The organism is Nocardia citri (assembly GCF_054065835.1).
In genome coordinates, this window is record NZ_JBSUQM010000080.1 from 1 (window position 1) to 541 (window position 541).

At 66.4% G+C, this 541-nt stretch carries 1 protein-coding gene; it reads left to right on the forward strand.

Going from position 1 to position 541, the window contains the following annotated elements; genetic code table 11:
* The coding region (locus ACW2Q0_RS31205) for an IPT/TIG domain-containing protein (protein ID WP_457194507.1) at positions 1-541 on the forward strand (541 nt) is incomplete at both ends.

Consider the following 541-nt stretch of genomic DNA (forward strand, 5'->3'; position numbering starts at 1 on the left):
GGTCGGGACGGTACTGGTCACGGTCACTACCGCGGGTGGAACGAGTAACGGTGTCTCCTACACCTACGTCGCGGTGCCGACGCTGACCGTCATCGCCCCGAACGCAGGTCCGGTGACCGGCGGCACCACGGTAGTGCTGACCGGGACGAACCTGACGGGTGCGACGGCGGTGAGTTTCGGTGCTACGCCGGCGACGTCGTTCGTCGTGAACTCGTCGACGCAGATCACGGCGGTGGCGCCTGCCCATTCAGTCGGGACGGTACTGGTCACGGTCACCACAACCGGGGGAACGAGTAACGGTGTCTCCTATACCTATGTCGCGGTGCCGACGCTGACCACGGTAGTGCCCAATGCTGGTCCGGTGACAGGCGGGACGACGGTTGTGTTGACGGGGACGAATCTGTCGGGTGCGACGGCGGTGAGTTTCGGTGCTACGCCGGCGACGTCGTTCGTCGTGAACTCGTCGACGCAGATCACCGCCGTCGCCCCTGCCGGTGCGGCTGGGACGGTACTGGTGACGGTCACCACGGCCGGGGGAACG